Source organism: Algoriphagus sp. Y33 (assembly GCF_014838715.1).
Lineage (GTDB): Bacteria > Bacteroidota > Bacteroidia > Cytophagales > Cyclobacteriaceae > Algoriphagus.
In genome coordinates this window covers 2013121-2032448 of the sequence record NZ_CP061947.1, presented here as the reverse complement: position 1 = coordinate 2032448, position 19328 = coordinate 2013121, and the positions used below count along the sequence as shown (strand labels likewise).

16 protein-coding genes are annotated in these 19328 nt (G+C 41.2%); 9 read left to right on the top strand and 7 right to left on the bottom strand.

What is annotated here, in order from left to right; all coding sequences use genetic code 11:
• Positions 1 to 167: 167 nt before the first annotated feature.
• A complete protein-coding gene (locus ID165_RS08200; protein ID WP_192349871.1) occupies positions 168 to 644 on the top strand; it encodes a helix-turn-helix transcriptional regulator in 477 nt (158 codons plus the stop codon).
• A 3-nt stretch (positions 645 to 647) separates the two neighbouring features.
• Positions 648 to 3272, top strand: coding sequence for an ABC transporter permease (locus ID165_RS08195; protein WP_192349870.1), 2625 nt, complete (start codon positions 648 to 650; stop codon positions 3270 to 3272).
• Between the two features lie 136 nt (positions 3273 to 3408).
• Here the strand turns inward: ID165_RS08195 and ID165_RS08190 are convergent, their stop codons facing one another.
• The gene (locus tag ID165_RS08190; protein ID WP_370539742.1) at positions 3409 to 3915 is read right to left on the bottom strand and encodes a DinB family protein; all 507 of its coding nucleotides are present in this window, start codon (positions 3913 to 3915) and stop codon (positions 3409 to 3411) included.
• Positions 3916 to 4005: 90 nt separating this feature from the next.
• Here ID165_RS08190 and ID165_RS08185 point away from each other — a divergent pair, with 90 nt between their 5' ends.
• The 5 genes from ID165_RS08185 to ID165_RS08165 all read left to right on the top strand — a co-directional run bounded on the left by ID165_RS08185 (position 4006) and on the right by ID165_RS08165 (position 8486).
• Positions 4006 to 4584, top strand: coding sequence for a class I SAM-dependent methyltransferase (locus tag ID165_RS08185; RefSeq protein WP_192349868.1), 579 nt, complete (start codon positions 4006 to 4008; stop codon positions 4582 to 4584).
• 76 nt (positions 4585 to 4660) lie between these two features.
• Positions 4661 to 5152, top strand: a complete 492-nt coding sequence (locus tag ID165_RS08180) for a very short patch repair endonuclease (RefSeq protein WP_225587034.1) — start codon at positions 4661 to 4663, stop codon at positions 5150 to 5152.
• Positions 5153 to 5450: 298 nt separating this feature from the next.
• On the top strand, positions 5451 to 6719 hold the full coding sequence (locus ID165_RS08175; protein WP_192349867.1) for a DNA cytosine methyltransferase: 1269 nt from the start codon (positions 5451 to 5453) through the stop codon (positions 6717 to 6719).
• Between the two features lie 34 nt (positions 6720 to 6753).
• Positions 6754 to 7374 carry a hypothetical protein gene (locus ID165_RS08170; protein WP_225587033.1) on the top strand — a complete coding sequence of 207 codons (621 nt, stop codon included), beginning with the start codon at positions 6754 to 6756 and terminating at the stop codon, positions 7372 to 7374.
• Entirely contained in the window at positions 7305 to 8486 is a 1182-nt protein-coding gene (locus tag ID165_RS08165) for an HpaII family restriction endonuclease (RefSeq protein WP_225587032.1), read from the top strand. Before ID165_RS08170 ends, ID165_RS08165 begins: the two co-directional genes overlap by 70 nt.
• A gap of 4 nt (positions 8487 to 8490) precedes the next feature.
• Here the strand turns inward: ID165_RS08165 and smc are convergent, their stop codons facing one another.
• Positions 8491 to 12030 carry a chromosome segregation protein SMC gene (gene smc, locus ID165_RS08160; protein WP_192349865.1) on the bottom strand — a complete coding sequence of 1180 codons (3540 nt, stop codon included), beginning with the start codon at positions 12028 to 12030 and terminating at the stop codon, positions 8491 to 8493.
• A gap of 261 nt (positions 12031 to 12291) precedes the next feature.
• Between smc and ID165_RS08155 the strand changes: the two genes are divergently transcribed.
• A complete protein-coding gene (locus tag ID165_RS08155; protein ID WP_192349864.1) occupies positions 12292 to 12846 on the top strand; it encodes a hypothetical protein in 555 nt (184 codons plus the stop codon).
• A gap of 258 nt (positions 12847 to 13104) precedes the next feature.
• On the opposite strand, the gene ID165_RS08150 is transcribed toward ID165_RS08155, so the two are convergent.
• Positions 13105 to 14697 carry a hypothetical protein gene (locus tag ID165_RS08150; protein ID WP_192349863.1) on the bottom strand — a complete coding sequence of 531 codons (1593 nt, stop codon included), beginning with the start codon at positions 14695 to 14697 and terminating at the stop codon, positions 13105 to 13107.
• Positions 14698 to 14822: 125 nt separating this feature from the next.
• On the opposite strand from ID165_RS08150, the gene ID165_RS08145 reads away from it, so the two are divergent.
• Positions 14823 to 15737, top strand: coding sequence for a YafY family protein (locus tag ID165_RS08145; RefSeq protein WP_192349862.1), 915 nt, complete (start codon positions 14823 to 14825; stop codon positions 15735 to 15737).
• 160 nt (positions 15738 to 15897) lie between these two features.
• On the opposite strand, the gene ID165_RS08140 is transcribed toward ID165_RS08145, so the two are convergent.
• The 4 genes from ID165_RS08140 to ID165_RS08125 all read right to left on the bottom strand — a co-directional run bounded on the left by ID165_RS08140 (position 15898) and on the right by ID165_RS08125 (position 19328).
• On the bottom strand, positions 15898 to 16194 hold the full coding sequence (locus ID165_RS08140) for a DUF3784 domain-containing protein (protein ID WP_192351384.1): 297 nt from the start codon (positions 16192 to 16194) through the stop codon (positions 15898 to 15900).
• 195 nt (positions 16195 to 16389) lie between these two features.
• On the bottom strand, positions 16390 to 16719 hold the full coding sequence (locus ID165_RS08135) for a nucleotidyltransferase domain-containing protein (RefSeq protein ID WP_192349861.1): 330 nt from the start codon (positions 16717 to 16719) through the stop codon (positions 16390 to 16392).
• A 10-nt stretch (positions 16720 to 16729) separates the two neighbouring features.
• Positions 16730 to 17131, bottom strand: coding sequence for a nucleotidyltransferase substrate binding protein (locus ID165_RS08130; RefSeq protein ID WP_192349860.1), 402 nt, complete (start codon positions 17129 to 17131; stop codon positions 16730 to 16732).
• 91 nt (positions 17132 to 17222) lie between these two features.
• Positions 17223 to 19328 carry a M28 family peptidase gene (locus ID165_RS08125; RefSeq protein WP_192349859.1) on the bottom strand — a complete coding sequence of 702 codons (2106 nt, stop codon included), beginning with the start codon at positions 19326 to 19328 and terminating at the stop codon, positions 17223 to 17225.

Here is a 19328-nt window from a genome sequence, read left to right as displayed (position 1 = left end):
TATCTGAATCCATCGCTGTATAATTTCTCTGCTCCTTCTTGCCGTAAGACAAATGACGCTTGCTTGACTGAATTACTAAAGTTTACCGAATCCCAGAGTGTTTTTATCTTCTTTTACCGAGGAAGTTTGTTACCGGAATTTTTATAAAAGTCCATTATCGACCAATAATGTTCCATTGCGTACGCCTAAAGTTCAGAAATAACCTTTCATTAGTCAGAATTGGGTTGTTTTATATTGGCACGACTATTACTCCTACATTTGGAGAATATACTGTATGCTATGAAAGATTATCAACTGGGCGAGTTTATTATCAACTGGGCGAGTTTGAAGAGATCGTAATCCTTACGGTGGGAATTCTGAACAATGCCGCCTATAGCGTTGCGATCAAAGATGAAATAGAATCCAGACTCACCAGAACTGTGAGTATGGGAGCGCTACACACAGCATTGGGTAGGATGGAGGGTAAGGGGTACCTCAAATCCTATGCGGGTAAATCTACCGAGGAGAGGGCAGGCCGCCCCAGGAGGTATTTCGAAATTACGGCACTTGGAAAGAAAGCTATTCAATATGCCAAAGATACCAGGGATGAACTCTGGAGAGCGATCCCAGAAACAATTTGGCAATCAAACTTAGCAGGAATATAAGTGATGAAGAAAGAACAAATTTCTCCTCCCGGGCTTTTCCTGAGCTTTTTCCGCTGGTTTTGTCAACCAAGACTGCTGGATTACATAGAAGGAGATCTACTGGAAGTATATGACCGCCGCTACAAAGAATTCGGAAAACGTAAAGCAGACTGGAAATTTATTGTCGATGTAGTGCTGCTTTTTCGTCCGGGTATTATCAAATCAAGAAAAGGATATCAAAAATTTAACACAAACGGTATGTATAAAAGTTATTTCAAAATCGGATGGAGAACCATTATTCGGAACAAAGAATATGCACTGATCAATATTGCCGGACTGGCACTCAGCATCACCTGCTGCATTTTAATTTTCGCACTGGTGAAGCATCATACCGGCTTTGATGATTTTCACCAAAATAAGGATAGAATATACCGAATTGTAACAGAGCAGCATCGTGAAACAGTTTCTTTTGTCAATGCAGTCCCCTCACCATTGGGAGAAGTTTTTAGGGAAAATCACACCTATGGAGAGAAAGTAGCAAGAGTGTTTAATGAAACCGATGCGCTGATCACATTTGAACGGGGTGGGGAGCTGGTGAAGATCAAAGAACCAGAGGGTATAGCTTTTACAGAGCCAACTTTCTTCGAAATCTTTAATTTCCCGCTTTCCCAAGGGGATATCACCACAGCATTAAATGATCCAAATACTGCAATCATCACCGAACGCATGGCTCGGAAGTATTTTGGAACCCAGAATCCCATTGGCCAAGTTATTTCCTACAACAATAAAATACCTTTTACCATTACGGGCATCTTGAAGGATCTGCCTGTTACCACGGATATCAAAACGGAGCTATTTGTTTCTTATCCTACGTTGAAGGATTTTAATCCCTGGCTGGCAAGCGAAAATGCCTGGGGAGGAATCAGCAGTGGGATGTATTGCTATACTTTGCTTCAGCCTCATGTGACTCCCATGCAGGTAGAGGAAGCGCTACAGCCTTATGTAAAACAGTTCCGGCCAACTAGTAAGAATGTACATCACTACAAATTACAGCCGCTGTCGGACATTCATTTCAATGGCAAGTTTGGAGGAGCTATAGAGAAGTCTGATTTATGGATTCTGTCAGCTATTGGGATTTTCCTTTTGATTACAGCCTGTGTAAACTTCGTGAATCTTGCTACAGCGCAGGCGCTTAAGAGATCAAAAGAAGTGGGCGTAAGAAAAGTTCTGGGCAGTCTCCGCGGACAGCTTTTCTGGCAATTCCTTATGGAAACAGCCATAATCACGTCCGCAAGCATATTCTTGGCAGTAGTGGCAGCATATTTCTTGGTGCCCTCCGTCAATTCTTTTTTCAAAACACAGATACCGCTGAATTTCGGTGCAGACGGAGTGTTCCTGCTGTTTATTGCAGGTCTGGGTATCCTGATTACTGTTCTGGCAGGATGCTATCCGGCGCTTATACTGACTGGATTCAAGCCGGTGACTGCACTGAAGGGAAAACTTTCCATGCAGCAGTTGGGCGGCTTCAATACCCGGCGCTCACTTATTGTTACGCAGTTCGCTATTTCACAGGTGTTGATTATAGGTCTGATTGTCATTATGAATCAAATGCGTTTTTCCAGACAGGCGGAACTTGGTTTCGACAAAGAATCGCTGGTGATGGTGAAACTGGGTGGGGATTCTCTGAATACTATGCACACGCTGAAGAATGAATTTTTAAGGTTGCCCGGAGTGGAAAAAGTTTCGCTTTGCCTTGCGGCTCCTGCTTCATCCAATGATTGGGGCAATTCTATCAGGTTTGAAAGTGATACTGAAGAGGTAAATTTTCGGACAAATATGAAATTGGCAGATGCAGATTATATCTCCACGTTTGATTTGGAATTATTGGCTGGGAGAAATATTCTTCCCTCAGATACAGTGCGGGAGGTGATAGTAAATGAAGCTTTACTTCACAAACTTGGGATAGAATCATATGAAGAAGCACTTGGAAAAATGATCTATGCGAATGGTGGATCGATGAAAGGGCCCATTGTAGGAGTAGTCCGGAATTTTCATGATAAATCATTCCATGAGGAAATTTCCGCAGCATTGATTGCTACCGGAAGTAATTGGTATTCCAACTTTGCCATTAAGATCAACAGTAACACAACGATTGCTACCCTGGGTGAAATAGAGAAGCTTTGGCAAGAACACTATCCGGATCAACTTTTCGAGTACTCATTTGTGGATGAAAGTATTGCCCAATTTTACGAATCCGAGGAAACTATTCTAAGGGGAATTCAGGTTTTTTCTTTTATAGCAATCTTCATCGGATGTCTTGGCTTGTATGGATTGGTCTCTTTTATGGTTGCCCAGAAAACCAAGGAAGTAGGCATCAGAAAAGTAATGGGTGGTGGGATACGCCATATTATCTGGATTTTTGGACAAGAATTCGTCCGGCTGATAGTGATCGCATTTCTTATCGCAGCACCACTGGGCTGGTGGTTTATGAACAATTGGCTTCAGGATTTTGCATTCAAAATCAAATTGGACGTTTGGACATTTGCCATTGCAGTAGGCTGCTCATTTTTGATAGCAGCACTATCAGTGGGATATCAGGTAGTCCGTGCGGCAGTGATTAATCCGGCGGTGAGTCTCAAGACGGAGTGATCAGAAAAGGCAACAGAAGAAAAAAGTTTTCTACTGTTGCCTATATAAGACTGTGTTGAAGGTTTGGAGGAGGTAAGTTGTCAGGTGATTTTGATTGGAGAACTTCTCGTAATCAAAGATGTGGAAGGACCTGATTTTAGTTAGCCAGTATAACCTTTACCGTGACCAGCAATTGCCCAACATGCCGCTGGGTATGTTCTGCAGCATGAAACAATAATCCACCGACAGTGGAAGGCAACTGTGCTCTTCCCACTCCCCGGAAATCAGGTAAGGTATTGACATCGAGGACAGAAAGAAAATCCAAGAATTCAGTGATCTGATCGTCCAAGTTTCCGACTAGAATTTCTGTAGTCAGGTCTTTATTGGCCAGCCCTTCATTTTTCAAATAATCAAATTGTTGCTGAGCTAGGATTTCCGCTTTAGCATATGTGACCATGCGATCCAGTACTCCTGCGATATGCTGAAGATGAAATCCGGGACTTGCCATTCCCGCAGGTCTTTCCCAAAGTAAGTCGGAAGGAAAGTCTTTCGTCAGCTGATGGATTTCTTCCTGTGCCTGCAAAATAGCATGCACCACTGGTTGCAATGCTGAAGAAAAACCGGTTACGGGCCCTCTTAACCAAACTTCGGGTTGGGTTTTCATTACCATTAGATTTGACGTCTTCTACTTATTGAGTTGTTTATTTTTACGTGTTTTTAAAATTAAGTAAAAGCTGAATACTTTTGGGGGATCATGGAATTGAGAGAACTAACCGACGAAGAATTTGATTTGCTTTACCCTGTAAAAATCAAAAAACTCTCCGGCACACATTGGACGCCTGTGGGTGTAGCAAAGAAAGCTATAGCATATTTGGGGGAGGGAGGGGGCAAATCTGTCTTGGATTTAGGATCGGGAGTTGGAAAGTTTTGCTTGGTAGCGGCGGTAAATTCTGAAGCTAAAATTACCGGAGTGGAGCAGCGGATGAATCTGGTTCAAATCTCAGGAAAACTGGCAGAAAAGTATCAGGTAGAGAATACAAATTTCATCTGTGATGATTTGAGGAATCTGGATTTTAATCAATTCGATTCCTTTTATTTTTTCAATGCATTTGAAGAAAACATAGATCTAAGAGATAAACTGCACAAGGATAACTCCATCAACCATGAGCAATATCATGCGTATAAGAAGCTAATCCGGAAGAAGTTTGAAGAACTACCCGTTGAAACCAGAATCGTAACCTACTGCGGTGATGCTTCCGAGATACCCGAAAGTTACCGACTGATCAAGTCAGGTAATAAAGGGAAATTGAAGTTTTGGGAGAAGAGGGTATAAAGTGGAGGATAGCATCGTTAACTTTATTCCGGTTTCTTAGGTTCTATCACGGAATATCCACCAAAACATTATCCCATTGGGCTCTAAAAAATACATTGTTCCTAAAATTGCCGTCGCGCAATTCTGCGAAGAGAATGGTTTTTATACTACAAAAGCCCGCTCACTGAACATGTCCAAAATCAAGTCAAAGGGGACAAAACCTGAGAAACTGCTGAAAAAAGCACTTTGGGAAGCGGGAGTGAGGTACAAGACGCCAAAGATAGCTCTTATGGGAAAGCCTGATATCAGTATAAAGAAGCACAAACTTGTGATTTTTGTAGATGGATCTTTCTGGCATGGCTACGATTGGGAAAACCGTAAACTTACCATCAAGTCTAACCAAGAATTTTGGATTTCCAAAATCGAGCGAAATATGCAGCGGGATCGAGAAGTCAATGGTTTTTACCATTCAAAAGGCTGGACAGTGATTAGATTTTGGGATTTTGAGGTGAAGAAGGAAACAGGGATCTGTTTGAAGAAGATTTTGGATGTGATTGGTCACCAGTATACAGCTAGAACTGACGATTGATGTCAATTTTTTAATATTATCCAATTCCATATAAGAGGCTAAAGCGATAATGGATATATTTGAATATGATTATCCTCAACGCTGCCAGTAACCATATTTACCTTGTTTAACTGACTGGAAGACCTATGACGGATGACCGAAGTGGCCTAAATGATAAAGTTCCCCACTTCCTTTGACGCTTTAATCGCTTTAGAGTTAAAAAAGCAGATATAGTCTATATTTGAAGTACCTTATTTTAATGAGAATTAGTTGAGGGCAGTTTGTTGAAAAGTGCCGACTCTGCCTAATTTTACCCAGAATGAAATTTAACGAAAGCATATCCCTAGAAGAGGTTTTCAGTCAGAAGCCGAAGAGAAAAGAAGTTGAACCTTCTGATTTTGGCAAAGCTGCCTTTACGCATTACATGCATAATAGCCGGAACGGAGTTTCTCAATTTTATAAAAACGAAGCCATTCAGCATGTGAAAAGGGCCTTGGAGTATAAATATCCTGACGTGGATATTTCCATGCCTGATGCTGAAAAAGCACTTGAGAATATGCTTTCTGACCCAAAGTCAGATGTTCAATTCCCCGCTCCTGAAGAACCAAAATTCAAATTCATCGATTTATTTGCGGGGATTGGGGGCTTTAGAATGGCTATGCAAAGTTTGGGTGGGAAGTGTGTGTTTACCAGCGAATGGGATGAGCAAGCCAAAAAGACTTACCAAGCTAATTTTGGAGAAGTTCCTTTTGGGGATATTACAAAGGAAGAAACAAAGCAATTTATACCTGATGGGTTTGAGGTACTTTGCGCGGGGTTTCCTTGTCAGGCTTTTTCGATTGCAGGAAAAAGAGGTGGGTTTGAAGATACCAGGGGAACTTTGTTTTTTGATGTAGCTGAGATTATCAGAAGGAAAAAGCCAAAAGCCTTCTTCTTGGAAAATGTCAAAGGGCTGCGCAATCACGATAAAGGAAGAACTTTGGCAACAATACTTAATGTATTGAGAGAAGATCTGGGGTATTACGTGCCTGATCCGCAGGTGATGAATGCAAAGAACTTCGGAGTGCCTCAAAATAGAGAGCGGATTTTTATTGTGGGATTTAGAGCGGATCTTGGTGTCAGTGATTTTGATTATCCGGCTCCTCTTGATCAGGCAGTTTCTTTTGAAGACGTAAAGGAAAAAACAGTGGTTTCTGTCAAATACTACCTTTCCACGCAGTACATGAAAACCCTCGTTGAGCACAAAGCCAGACATGAGGGAAAAGGAAATGGGTTTGGATATGAGATTATTCCTGATGATGGAATTGCCAATGCAGTGGTGTGCGGGGGAATGGGAAGAGAGCGCAATCTGGTGTATGATCATCGATTGGAAGATTTCACTCCTGTTACCCATATCAAAGGAGAAGTAAACCGACTTGGAATAAGGAAAATGACACCAAGAGAATGGGCAAGGCTTCAGGGTTTTCCTGATGAGTATGTTATTCCCGTTGCAGATGCATCTGCTTACAAACAATTTGGAAATTCTGTGGCGGTACCCGCAATCAGGGCAACCGCCCGGCAAATCTTAGAAAAGATGGATGTTTTTTAAAAATATTTGGGACATCGTAATTTCAGACAATTATATGTCCGTAATAAGAGAGCCCAAAATAGCAGTCAAAGAGTTAGAGGATCAAATTGAAAAGTTAACTTATTCAGGAGAATCTAAACCAAAGGATTTTAAGGTTGAGCACACTAAGTTCCCACCTTTTATACAGGTTTTTTATTACCTTTTTTTTGCTTCACTTAAGATCCCAAGTGAAAATGATTTTATCGAAAGCTATATCAATAGCTTTGGGAAAATCGAGAACAACCATTTTATTTTTAAGGGAGAAGTGTTTGACCTTGGGGGATTAAAGAATAGAATTCTCAGAACCTACCCAAGCCTAATCAGGGATTTACATTTTGTTTATTTATTGATTGAGTCCGCAAAATTCGATAAGGTTACCTATTCTATGAGAACTGATTACATGGATGGGCTGGATATTAAGATCTCTTATTTAAATGTCGATTATTTCATCTCCTTGTTTATCAATACTTCAAGAGCACAATTTTACAAGCGGGAAAAAGAAAACAGACATGATTATGCAGGTATCAAACAGGTAGAGTTTTCAGTAGACAGATTTTCACTAAAGAAATGTGGAAAGATTTTATTGTTGACCGAGAGCCACATCGATTCCTTGGTTTTAACCCTAAAAACCCTATGATGCTTACCGGGAACAAAGGAGAATGGAGCGAATTATATGCACTTTTTAAGATTATCTCAGACAGAAAACTTTTTGCCGGAGACGGTCAATTGAATAGAATTGATGAATTGGCATTTCCGGTACTGAAAGTTATAAGAACTGAATCAAATGGCATTTTCGAGTTTTCTGTCCAAGATGATTTTGTGGAAATAGCTCATAAAGGAGTTGAATCTTCTTCATTATTTAACTTAGCTAAAGAAGAACCATTACGAATTCCTACTGAGCGGTTTGGTGAAATGGCCCGGATTCTTCTAAAGGAAATGAAAAAAGCTTCCGGAGCTTTTGCTGTGGATGAAGTGATTGACTTTATAAATTCTTACAAATGCCATTCATTAAAAGCAAATTCTACAGTTAAAAGTGATATTGATATAGTACTGCATGACCTAAGAACAGGGACAACTCCTCAATTAGGCTTTAGTATCAAATCCCAGTTAGGAGGGGCTTCCACGCTTCTAAACGCCGGTAGAACTACCAACTTTATCTATAAAATAACCGGAGCTTCTTTATCAGAGTTGCAAATCAATGAAATCAACGCGATAGCTACTAAAAGTAAGATTAAAGATAGAATTGAGAGAATCAGGGGATTTTCCGGAAATCTAGAATATACACGTACTGAGAGTGCAGTTTTTGGAAATAATCTTACTTTGATAGATAGTGCCTTGCCGGCAATACTTGCTGAAATGGTTAAACTGTTTTTTAGTGCAACTATTTCGAAAACAAAAGAATTGGTTTCAAAAGTCTCTGCAGCAAATCCGATAGGTTACAATTTTGACACTAAGCATCCATTTTACCTCTATAAAGTCAAACGCTTGTTGACTGATATTGCGTTGGGAATGATGCCTGCTAAAGTATGGACTGGAGAATTGGAAGCTACGGGAGGTTATCTAATAGTCAAAGAAGGTGGCGAAATAGTATGCTACCATATTTACAATAGAAATGAATTTGAAGACTACTTGCTAAACAATACAAAATTTGAAACGGCGAGTAGTTCCAGACATGATTTTGGTAAAGTCTATAAAGTAGGGGATCAGTGTTTTTTTAAACTGAATCTTCAGATTAGGTTTTTGAAATGATCTTCTAGACCAACTCCCTCAAATCAACCGGAACTACCCTAGAAACCCCGGCTTCGATCATGGTAATTCCATAAATAATATCCGTGCTGGCCATGGTACGCTTGTTATGCGTGACTATGATAAACTGGGATTCTCCACTGAATTGCTGGATAATCTGGTTGAACTTATCAATATTGGCATCATCCAGCGGTGCATCCACCTCATCAAATATACAGAAAGGCGCAGGCTTCAGCAGGTAAATAGAAAAGAGTAGGGAAGTAGCCGTAAGCGTCTTCTCTCCTCCGGATAGCTGGTTGATTGTCAGCGGTCGCTTACCTTTTGGCTTTGCCATAATCTCTATCGCAGATTCCAGAGGATTACTTGGATCTACCAAGGTCAAATCACAATCGTCCTGCTCGGTAAAGAGGGAGCGGAAAACTTTGATGAAATTCTCCTTGATCTTTGCGAAAGCTTCCAAAAAGGTCTCCTTGGCAACCTGATCGATCTCCTTGATCGTCGTCATCAAAGACTCTTTCGCTTTGATTAAATCTTCTTTTTGAGTGGTAATGAAGTCATACCGAACCTTGATCTCATCATACGCTTCCATCGCCATGGGGTTGATTGGGCCGATTTTATCGAGTTTTTCCTTTTGTTTGCTGACAAGATCACGGAGCTTGTCTTCGGCAAACTCCCTGAATTCCTCATCTATTTCAGGATTTTCCTCCATCAATTCATCCAGATCCAGCTCAAATTCCACACTGAGCCTTTCCTTCATTCCGGTCATTTTCAGTTTGATTTCATTTACTGCATTCTCCAGTTCATGAATCAGCTGATCATAGCTTTCTTTTGATTTTTGGAAACTCCGGATCTTCTGATCAGTCTCGTCTATCAATCCCCGTGAAGCATAATAATCCTTCTCTGCCTCCTGTACGCCTTTTTCGATTCCCTCTTTTTCTGAATACAATTCGATCAATTCGTCATCCTTCACTTCATTATTGTCAAGTAGGGATTTGACTTCCGTGTCCAGTTGGGAAAGCTCAGTTTGAGATTTCTCTATCCGTTCTTTGGAGCCCTCATAAGCCGATTGCTTAAACTCTATTTCCTGATCCAAACTCGTCACACGGTTCAGATGCTGATGGTACAGAATATTTTCGGCATTGAAAGCTTGGGATTTTTCGGTAAGTAGTCCGGATTCCTTTTCGTAGGACTCGTTTAGCTCTTCGAGCTCGTCGTGCATGGCTTCAAATTCCGCCCGCTCATCAAAGAGCTGTGGCTGAATCTCGGTCAAACTTTCTTCTATGGAAGCGATTCTGTCCAGAATATCCTCCCGCTTATTTGCATTGGAGCTGAGTAATTCTGCCAGCTGTTCCTTTTTGGTTCGAACAGATACGAAATCCTGATTGATGGCATTGATCTTATTTTGCCATTCTTCCAAAGTCTTTTTATAACTGATCTCCTTCAGCTTCATAAGTTCAGACAACTTGTTGTCCAGGTTATTTCTGGTGCTGCTGACTTTCTTGTTTAGTTCTTTGATTTCTTTGTCAAGCTTCTCCAAGTTCTTGGCTCTACCGATTCTTTTCCCTTCGAAAAGGCCCACAGAACCTCCTGAAATGCTGAATTTCCGCTTGGTATATTTGCCGTTCTCGGAGATGAAGACGGCCTCAGTATCCTGAGGGAAATCTCTGTGCTCACCTTGGACTATGTACACATTATCCAAAATGAAATTGATCAAGCGGGAATACTTTACATCAAATTCTATAATCTCTGTAGCTGCGATTGCATTGGCAAAAAGCTTGTTTTGACTCGGTTTGAACCGCTCAAAATGCTCAAGCACAAAGAAATTGGCCTTTCCTCTCGCAGAGTCACTCAGTAGTTGGATGGCAGTAATTGCCTGCAATTCCGTCTCCACTACATAATAATTCATGTAGCTGTCCAGGTAATTTTCAATGGTGACTCTATACTTTTCTGAGGTAGTCAGCAGATCGGAGAGGAGCGGTACATCCTTTCCCCAGCTTGGATTCTTCTTCAGGAATTTAATTGCCTCAGGAAAACCTTCCAGATTCTCGACCAGAGATTTGGTGAGGTTGTACTCGTTGGTTTTGGAGTCGAGTTTACGGGAAGATTGTGTCAATTCCTCACGGATCATTTCGATCACCCGATTGGTTTCTTCGATCTTCTGATCCAGATCTTCCTGCTTAGTTTTTAACTCCTGATAGCCACTGTTTGACTCATCGAGTTCGGCCTTCAGTGCAATCAGTTTCTCTTCGAAATCAACTAGATTGGCTTCTTGGCTGGAATCATCGCTGGAAGTTCTTTCCAATTCCTGCTTAAGTGTAGAAAGCTGAATTTGTTTGATCTCAATATCCTTACTTAGCTGATAGACTTTTTCCTTAAGGACTTCGAAGTTATGATTGATTGTCTTTTGGGCCAGTTGCTTCTCAGCTTGAATTGACTTTTGGTTTTCGTAAGCTTCCCGTAGTTCCGAAACGATCATTTCCTTCTCGGCAAGCATCTTTTCGGCTGATTCCTTTTCCTGCTCTAGAGATCGGAGACTAAAGCCTGCGCGATCATTTGACTTTCGGTCAGCATCAATCTGTTCCCTCAATTTTTGGGATCGGTCTTCCAAAAATCTCAGGCGTTCATTTTTGATTTTCTTTTCCGACTCAAAAGTCCTGATCTTATTTACATGTTCATTCAGTGCTTTTTGGCGGCTTGAAAGCAATTTTTCTTTTTGGATCAAATCAGCCTTTAATTGGCTGAGTAGCGCTTCTTGGTCTGCAACCTGCGTTTGAAGTTGTAGTTTTTTGTCTCCTTCTTCCTGGATTTTATGATTTGCCTCAATAAGCGATTTACTGTATTTCTCTATGCTTTTCTTTGCTAGATTGATACTTGCTACTCTATAATCCTTTTTAATCTCAAAATACTTAGAAGCCTGCTTAGCCTGTTTTTCCAGGCTTTTCAGGTTTTTTTCTATTTCATAAAGCACATCTTCCACACGTGCCAAGTCATCGTCTGTATCCTGAAGTTTTCGGAGCGTCTCCTTCTTTCTGTTTTTGAATTTTGAAATTCCCGCAGCTTCCTCGAACAAATCCCTACGTGAGTTATTCTTGTCATTGAGGAGTTCATCGATCATTTTCAGCTCGATGATGGCATAGCTGTTTGAATTGATCCCGGTATCCATGAAGAGATTCGTGATATCCTTCAGGCGACAGGTGACTCCATTGATTTGATATTCACTTTCTCCGGATCGGTAGTACCGACGTGTGACGGTGACGTAGGTGTATTCGGTAGGAAGTAGATTTTTGGTGTTTTCAAATGTCAGGGACACTTCGGCAAGGTTGGATGCTTTACGGTTTTTGGTACCGTTAAAAATCACGTTCTCCATCTTGTCGGAGCGGAGCATACGGGTTTTTTGTTCTCCGAGCACCCAGCGGATGGCATCCACGACATTGGATTTGCCACAGCCGTTTGGCCCTACCACACCGGTGATTCCCTTGTCGAAGTTGATCACCATTTTATCCCCAAAACTCTTGAACCCTTTGATCTCCAGCTTACTGAGCAGCATCCTTTTTGATTTGTCTTAAATAATCAAACAAAATAAGATCATTTGGGAGATTGTCCAAAGATTTATGGTGTAGCATCTGGGAAAAGTAGTGATCAGTTTTCAGTCGCAGTGGTCAGGGTTTTATTGTAAAAGTAATCAATGATCAAATTCAATGTTCAATTTTTAAGTTGAAAAGAATCGAATCATGCGCTCCACATCACCCTCCGCAAACTCCGCGGTAAAAAAATATGTAATACTAAATGAAATGGATTAACTTCCCCTGTGGATTTAGGAAATATACTTTATATCGTCGCCATATTGGCTTATTTTATTTATCAGGCTACCAAAGGCAGGAAAAAGAATCAGGATGGAGAGCCACAGGAAATGGTGGATGAGCCTGACCAGAAACCTGTTTCATTTGAGGATTTGATGCGTGAAATCCGTAATGCGCAGAAGCCAAAGCCTGTAGAGCCGCAAAAGTCCAGAATGCAGCCTGCTCCCGTAGATCAACCAAAGCCGGTGGAATACAAGCGTACTGCTGAGCCCGTCGTAAGACCGGAATGGAGAGCAGATCCACCTCCGGCAGTGAAGCGGTTCCCGACCAAAAAAATGGAAGAGGCTGACGATGAAATTGAATATTATCAGGGGGCATTTGAGAAAACAGAATCTGATCTGACTAAAACTTCCAAGGGTATTCCTGAGATTCCTTCATTGAAGGAAGTGACTGTGGAATCTTCCGGTAGTGGGAAAAGCCGCTATGCACGCATGCTTAAAAATCCTCAATCCATCAAAGATGCGGTGGTGCTAAAGGAAATTTTAGACAGGAAGCATTTTTAGAGACAGTAGTCAGTGTGTTTGGTTTTTTTCTGAACGTTTTCAAATGGTTCCCGCAGATGATCGCTGAAAAGAACGCTGATCGCCGCAGATTTTATAATACAGGAGTATATCCGCTTTACTGCCAGTAGAGAGACTAAAGCAATATAGGATTTGGTCAACACTAGCATTGAGGCCACTTCGGTCACCCGACTTCGATCTTCCAGCCAGGTAAATAAAGAAAATATGGCAACTGGCTCGATTACGGATAATCATATTAAATTATTTCAGCTCTTCCACATAGATTCCCTTCCATATTACTCCGTCACTTTCTTCTTGCTGTAAGGTGTATCCCAGCTTTTGAAGCTTCAGCAGTACACGGTCAATTTCCTCTTGTTCCTGAGGATAGGCATGCCTGTAATAGGAGTATAGCACAAGCCTAACAGTATCCGTTTTTGGTTCATTCCACCTTGAGAGACACTCTAATCCATTGAGCTTTTCTTGACTGATTTCATCATCAGGGAAAAGCACCTGATCACTGAATTCCAAGAAATCATTGGTTACTAAAAATGACTGATTTCCAGATGATTGAACTTCTTTACTTAAAGTTTCAATCATAAAATTGTATTGCTTCAGATTTTGTTGATACGGGATAGCCATTAAGGCTGGAGCAGCCAGAATTCCGGCGAAAACTATAGACTGAAATTTTGTACGATAGACAAATACAGCTACCACCAATGCGAGTTGAAATCCTGCCATTTTCCAGTCCGTCTGTACGATACCGATTACAGTGCCCATGGTAAGTAATCCCATTATTCTGAATCTCCATTTTCCGTCACTTAGCCATTCCTTCCAGCCTAATGCAATCAACATCGCAAGAATGGGAATAAGTATGATCAGGTGTCTCGGGTTGAGATAAATTGGATTGTAAAATTCCAGTGTGGAACTCATCAACCAAAAGCCAACCAGGAGGCATAGAAATGCTAAACTGAATTCAAATTGAGGAGATCTTTTAGTTTTCAATCCGAGGGCTATCCCCGGTATGGCAAAGACAATCCAAGCCCAATAAGACCGCTCTACAAAAGTAATGATGGGTAAAATTGTCAACCTTTTTAGCATTGACCAACAACTTTTGTCAGCATAAGTGAATTCAGAAATGTAATGGCCGGCATTAATAGAACTGATACGGTGAAATGGATCGTCAAATTTGACCCAAAAATAGCCTAAGTAGACACTGAGAAGCACAATCCCTGTGACGAAAATGGATAAGTAAAAGGCTTGGGATAGTGACTCCTTTTTCAGATCAAATACAAAAAGTAAAAGGGGAAACGGGGCCAATAATACACTGGTTTCCTTTGTTAGAAAACCTAAAAATAAAGCCAGAGCCAACATGAATCCAGAAAATACCGGTTTAGCATTTCGGTAGCTGGCTGCTACAGGAACTAGGCATACAAAGAGCACCAAAAGACTGTCCGGATAGACTTTGCTGAGGAAATGAAGAAAATAAACCTGCGTACAAAACCATAGGACGAGTATCCAAGGAGGGACTGATTTGGGAAGAATTTTGAGTACCAAAAAGAGCGTCAAAACATAGCTAATGAGTGAAATCAGAGAGATGATATGGGCATCAAAACCAAACAAAAATCCAATAAGTCCAGCCGGAACATAAGCACCCCATCGGCTGGAGAAATGGTAGTCATTTACTACCATTTCTCCAGCCCAGAATTTTTTGCCGGCGAGTAAGTAATAGACGTCGTCACTGAATGTGATGCCGTCGTACCCAAAAGCCCAATAAGCCAGAAGAAATAGAAAACCTATTGCGAAAGCCTTCAATCGTGCCTTTTCTAAAAACAGATTGGATTGTAACTCATTCATTAAGCTAAAAATAGGAGGAAATTTGTACTTACAACTACAAAAAGTAAGTTAGATAAACTGACAATACGCGTCAATTTGCTAAATACTTTACCTGATTTGCTTACTTTTAACTTTCTAAACTAATTATGAGCCAGGCAGGAAAGATCGAACAGCAAAAAATACTTCGTGTTTTCAAATTGATAAACCTTTTGCAAAGCAATATTGGTAAGCCTGTGCACAGACTTGCCGAACTTTTGGAGACGGACGAGCGGACGATCTATCGCTACTTCAAGCTGCTGGAAGCATTGGGTTTCGAGGTGGTGAAGGAATTCAGTAAATACAAAATTCAACAGCGCCCAGGGACTGATCAAACCTTGAATTACGGGGCTTTTTCGCAGGAGGAAAGTCAATGGCTGAGAAGTGTGATAGAAAGTCAGGGCAAGAATAACTTACTTCACGATTCGATTATCAAAAAGCTTGATGTAAGATCAGAAGTAAAACAGGGAACAGAGCAGCTTTTTAAAGCGAACTTAGGAAGACTGGTAGATGAAATCGGCCGGGGGATTCAGCAGAAAGTGCAAGTCTGGCTAAAGGATTATTATTCCCTCAGTTCGGATACCACCAGTGATCGCTTAGTCGAGCCCGTGGCTTTTTCCTCAAATTACGAAACTATCCATGCGTTCGAACCTGCAAGTAAAAGCATGAAGGTTTTCAAAATCGAGCGGATCGGGGAAGTGGTCTTAAGTCAGGGAACTTGGAAATATGAAGGGAAACATCAGCTTCCCGGAACGCAGCTATTTGGGTTTACCGGTAAAAATAAGTTCAAGGTAAAATTAAAACTAAGCAAGAAGGCCTATCAACTGATGATGGAAGAGCATCCGAATGCCCGCCCATTTATGGCTATCAAGAACAGAAATCAATATTATTTCAATGGAGAGGTACCCCAGTTGCCGGGTTTGGCCAGATTTATTCTGGGATTGCCTGGAGAAATCAAAGTGGAAGAAGGAGAGGAGATGAAGGCTTATTTAAGGGAGCAGCTGGCTGATGTGAGTTTTGTGTAAGGCTGTTTTAAGTTGGTCACATCTGTTTAACCCAGATTTTGCATTAGTTTTGCATTAGCATTTCTACAAAAGCATTCATAAGAGAGGACTTTACGAGCGGTGACGAAAGGATCAATTAAATCCTGCTTCTGGAGAAGCAGGATAACAGGGTTTCATCAATTTACCTTACTGGCGAATCTGTAAACTTTTTCCCAAAAACAATCAAAACTACTGCACCTATTAAGACTACGGAAATATTAATACTTCCACTTAGATCTGGCTTATTTAACCCAAATGCAGCAAAATATCCGGCAATTATTATTAACCCCATGAGACAAAAGACAATAAATGCGAATGTAGGCAAGCCGTTGCTTATCGAATTTTCTCTTTCTCTCTGGGATAATTGATTATAGCCTGCTAGTAAATTCGGGAATAATTTGATCAAAATTCCGATTGCTATAAAAGCTAAGCCTGTGATATGGTTCCCTTGATTGTACCGTTTGATGCTTAAAAATAATCAATTATGGAATATAGCGAATTCAAAGCTATTTGACAAGAAAGTTAGTTTTTCTTACTCTTATCTATGATCGCGTAGTTCTTTAAAATAGGCAATGGATCTAACTATCAGTTATCAAATATGCCATTACAGTAGATAAGAGCAGCCAGATGCCTCTCATCGGTTTTTTTCATAAATCACTTTTCCCACTCTCCTAATATGGTCTAGCAATGCTTCATTATTGATGTAACTCAATATAGCAACATCAAAAAAATAAGGCTGGTAGCTATCATCAAGGTCTCCTGAGAAATTCAACTGGTCTTTAAATTCGAGTTGATCTCCTACTATCACCAAGTCCAAATCACTTCCCGGTTTGAAAGTCCCCTTTGCACGTGAGCCATAAAGAATGACTTTTTCAATGGTTGGATATTTTTGGGCGAAATTCCTTATTTCCTCTAAATGGGCATCTGAAATGCCAATTTCTTCCGCTAGCAAATCTTTGATCATAAGCATTAAATTAACTTTCTGAATCAAGTCTTTCAATTAATTTTTTGAAAGCTGGGTGAAATTTCTTTTCTATATCATTCTCTACGAAGCTTGCTGTTTCCATGTTGTAGGTGTGACTGGTTAGATTTCTACTTTTAACCATCTCCATCCAGAGATCCCCATCTTGGATCAAATTTACTTGGAAAGCCAATCTAATTGTGTCTTTCGAACCCATCAGATCGGTATTTCCCTTCTGTATAAGAAAATCTCTCATGGTATTCCATGCCAGTTCGTAGGTATATTCAAATGATTTGATAAGCCCTTGCCTTTCTAATTCGTTAAAATCACCCTGGCGAACTGCCTTATCCAATTGAAAAAAAGCTTTCTTTAAATTATCAAACCGTTGTTTCCAGCGTACATCCTGATTTTCCATTGCTGAATTTATAAAGAATAAATCCAAGAGTGAAAAGTTTCCACCCTTGGATTTTATTGAATTTCCCAGTTTTACTTATATACGAGATACGTCAATCAACGAGTCTCGTCAGCTTCTCCACTTTCTTGCTCAAGTCCAAAATTGCTTTAGCATAGCGGGCATCCCATTCTTCCAAGCGGCCTGTTGATTTGGTTTCTACCTCGTATTTGATGCCTGGCAATATCCATGATGCGTAGCCAGAAAATGGATCTGTGCTCACATAGAGCGATCTATACCAGCTGCCAAAGTACATACCTTTGGGGTCGATCCAGCTTTTCTCCAATGCGATCAATCCTTTGTTCAATGCGACTATTTCTTTTTCAGAGAGCTTTCCTGCTGCCAAAGCAGCATTCATAGCAGTTTGATAAGCATCGGAACTGGATTTCAGTTTATTGATAGCAGCATCTACTTTGTCAAAAGAGGTGAATGTGGAGTCCAACTCCTTAACGGAATTCACGGCATTGTCAAAATGCATTCTCAAATCTTGCGCATATTTAGGAACATCATAAGGAATGATGGTGGCATTAGCCAACCGTAGGGTAAGTACACCAATCACTGAAGCTACGGTTCCGCCCATTTTGAACGTAGGATCCACAAACGTGCTGTAATAGTGGAAGTTGTCATAGTTAGAGTGATAGGCAGAAGTTCCACCGGTTCCTCCACTCAAACTTGGCACTCCGGCATACATATAGAAGGCAATGTGATCAGATCCACCTCCGAGATTTCCGATTCTAGGCTCTTCGTTCTTTCCGGCCCAGACCTCATAGACTGACTTCGCTGAATCCGGATAAGCAACTTCCTTGGAAGCTTCTATAATCAGATTCTTCAGCGTAGGGGCAGCGGACACACCAAAATTACGTCCTGAAACCGCTGCGTCAAAATTCATATATACTACCGCTTTTGCTCCCAGCTCATCCTTGAACTGTTCTACCCATTCGGTAGAACCGATCACACCTTGCTCTTCGGCATCCCAATGCCCTATCAGGATTGATCTTTTTGGGCCTTCTCCTTTTTTGATCAATTCTCCCAATGCTTCAGCAAGTGTGAGCATCATTGCAGTACCTGAATTCGGGTCAGTAGCACCAAAGCTCCATGCATCGTAGTGACTTCCCAGAATGATCCACTCGTCGGGATATTCACTCCCAACAAACTTTCCAACCACATTATTTGCCCTGATATAATCAATGGGTTGCTCCACTTTCACCCGAACTTTCAATTCTGATCCTCCGGTGATTCTATACTCGAAAGGCAACCCTCCCTGCCATTCTTCAGGCACAGAAGAACCTTTCATTCTGCTCAAAATCTCCTTGGCCGCACCATATCCTATCGGCGAAACAGGGATCGAGTGAAAAGCAACATCTTTTGGATCCAAACGCTTCACTTTTTTGTCGCCATCCAGTGGAAGCGCAGGTTCAAACGGGGTCAATGGATCTCCGGTGTAATCTAGCGTCAGCAAAGAACCCCTTTGAATAGTAGTTTCGTTATAAAATGGCCCATCCGGATATACATCGCCTCTCTCAAATCCGGAATCTTTTGGATCAGTATAAATAATCAATGCAGCAGCTCCATATTGCTCAGCAAATTGTGCCTTGTATCCGCGGAAGTTTCCTCCATAGCGGGCTATGACTACTTTTCCTGTTAGATCAACTCCCATTTCAGCAAGTTTTTCAAAGTCGGCCTTTACGCCATAATTAGCGTAAACCACCTCAGACGTGACATCTCCGGAGCCGGAATAAGCATTGAATCCCTTATGAAGCCTGGGATCTGTGGAGAATGGATCGCCTTCGATTGGGCCCTCTTGCTGAGATAATGTGATCTTGTCTGGTGTGATGATCTCCAGAAGTGACTCTCCGGGATCATTTGGCAAATACACATCATAAGGGTAGGAGATCACGTCCATTCCTGCTTCGCTCATCACGCTGGTCAAGTAAGTTGCTACCTCTTCATTTTCGGGTGTCCCTGCTATATGTGGTGATTTGGTCAGCTCTTTTAGATGGGCTTTGAAGCTTTCAAAGTTGATAGCTTTCAGCAAATCCTGCTCGATGGCTGTCTGCTTGCTTTTATCCTGAGGGAAAAAGCCGGTGACTTGTTGGGCATTAGCTGAAAGACCCAAGCTAATTACCATTGCAATTCCTAAAAAAGGTTTGGTGATGGACAT

What these genes read in the sequence shown, in the direction of transcription:
- ID165_RS08200 (WP_192349871.1), top strand. Translation starts at nt 168, where the DNA reads ATGTTCCATTGCGTACGCCTAAAGTTCAGAAATAACCTTTCATTAGTC.
- ID165_RS08195 (WP_192349870.1), top strand. Translation starts at nt 648, where the DNA reads ATGAAGAAAGAACAAATTTCTCCTCCCGGGCTTTTCCTGAGCTTTTTC.
- ID165_RS08190 (WP_370539742.1), bottom strand. Translation starts at nt 3,915, where the DNA reads ATGAAAACCCAACCCGAAGTTTGGTTAAGAGGGCCCGTAACCGGTTTT.
- ID165_RS08185 (WP_192349868.1), top strand. Translation starts at nt 4,006, where the DNA reads ATGGAATTGAGAGAACTAACCGACGAAGAATTTGATTTGCTTTACCCT.
- ID165_RS08175 (WP_192349867.1), top strand. Translation starts at nt 5,451, where the DNA reads ATGAAATTTAACGAAAGCATATCCCTAGAAGAGGTTTTCAGTCAGAAG.
- ID165_RS08170 (WP_225587033.1), top strand. Translation starts at nt 6,754, where the DNA reads ATGTCCGTAATAAGAGAGCCCAAAATAGCAGTCAAAGAGTTAGAGGAT.
- ID165_RS08165 (WP_225587032.1), top strand. Translation starts at nt 7,305, where the DNA reads ATGTGGAAAGATTTTATTGTTGACCGAGAGCCACATCGATTCCTTGGT.
- smc (WP_192349865.1), bottom strand. Translation starts at nt 12,030, where the DNA reads ATGCTGCTCAGTAAGCTGGAGATCAAAGGGTTCAAGAGTTTTGGGGAT.
- ID165_RS08150 (WP_192349863.1), bottom strand. Translation starts at nt 14,697, where the DNA reads ATGAATGAGTTACAATCCAATCTGTTTTTAGAAAAGGCACGATTGAAG.
- ID165_RS08145 (WP_192349862.1), top strand. Translation starts at nt 14,823, where the DNA reads ATGAGCCAGGCAGGAAAGATCGAACAGCAAAAAATACTTCGTGTTTTC.
- ID165_RS08135 (WP_192349861.1), bottom strand. Translation starts at nt 16,719, where the DNA reads ATGATCAAAGATTTGCTAGCGGAAGAAATTGGCATTTCAGATGCCCAT.
- ID165_RS08130 (WP_192349860.1), bottom strand. Translation starts at nt 17,131, where the DNA reads ATGGAAAATCAGGATGTACGCTGGAAACAACGGTTTGATAATTTAAAG.
- ID165_RS08125 (WP_192349859.1), bottom strand. Translation starts at nt 19,328, where the DNA reads ATGTCCATCACCAAACCTTTTTTAGGAATTGCAATGGTAATTAGCTTG.